Here is a 389-nt window from a genome sequence, read left to right as displayed (position 1 = left end):
GCGGACGTACCTGCTCTTCACCGGGATTCTGTGGCTCTTCTCCGGCCTCTTCGCGCGAGGGTATCTGCGCGACGACTCGCGCCGGGCCTCGTTCTGGGGCTTCTTCCTGGCGACGCTCGCGGGGAACGTGGGCGCGGTGCTCGCGCAGGACGTGGCGAGCTTCTATCTGTTCTTCGCGATGATGACGTTCTGCGCGTACGGACTCGTCGTCCACGAGCGCACCGAGGCGGCGGAGCGGGCGGGCCGCGTCTACATCATCATGGCCCTGCTGGGAGAGGTGTTGCTGCTCGCGGCCTTCTTCCTCACGGTGGGCACGCGCATCAACCTGTCGCTCGCCGAGGTGCCGCGCGTGGTGGCGGAGTCGTCCTCCCGCGAGGTCATCTGCGTGC

General features: G+C 68.1%; 1 protein-coding gene. It reads left to right on the top strand.

Features of this window, described 5'->3' with window-relative positions; translation table 11 throughout:
• Positions 1-389, top strand: a 389-nt coding sequence (locus D7Y04_RS43595) for a proton-conducting transporter membrane subunit (protein WP_304988665.1), incomplete at both ends; no start/stop codon positions are given.

Origin of the sequence: Corallococcus sp. AB038B, from assembly GCF_003668955.1 — a bacterium.
Classification (GTDB): Bacteria; Myxococcota; Myxococcia; order Myxococcales; family Myxococcaceae; genus Corallococcus; species Corallococcus exiguus.
The sequence above is the reverse complement of the archived record's forward strand: the minus strand, read 5'-3'. Positions and strand labels throughout refer to the sequence as shown.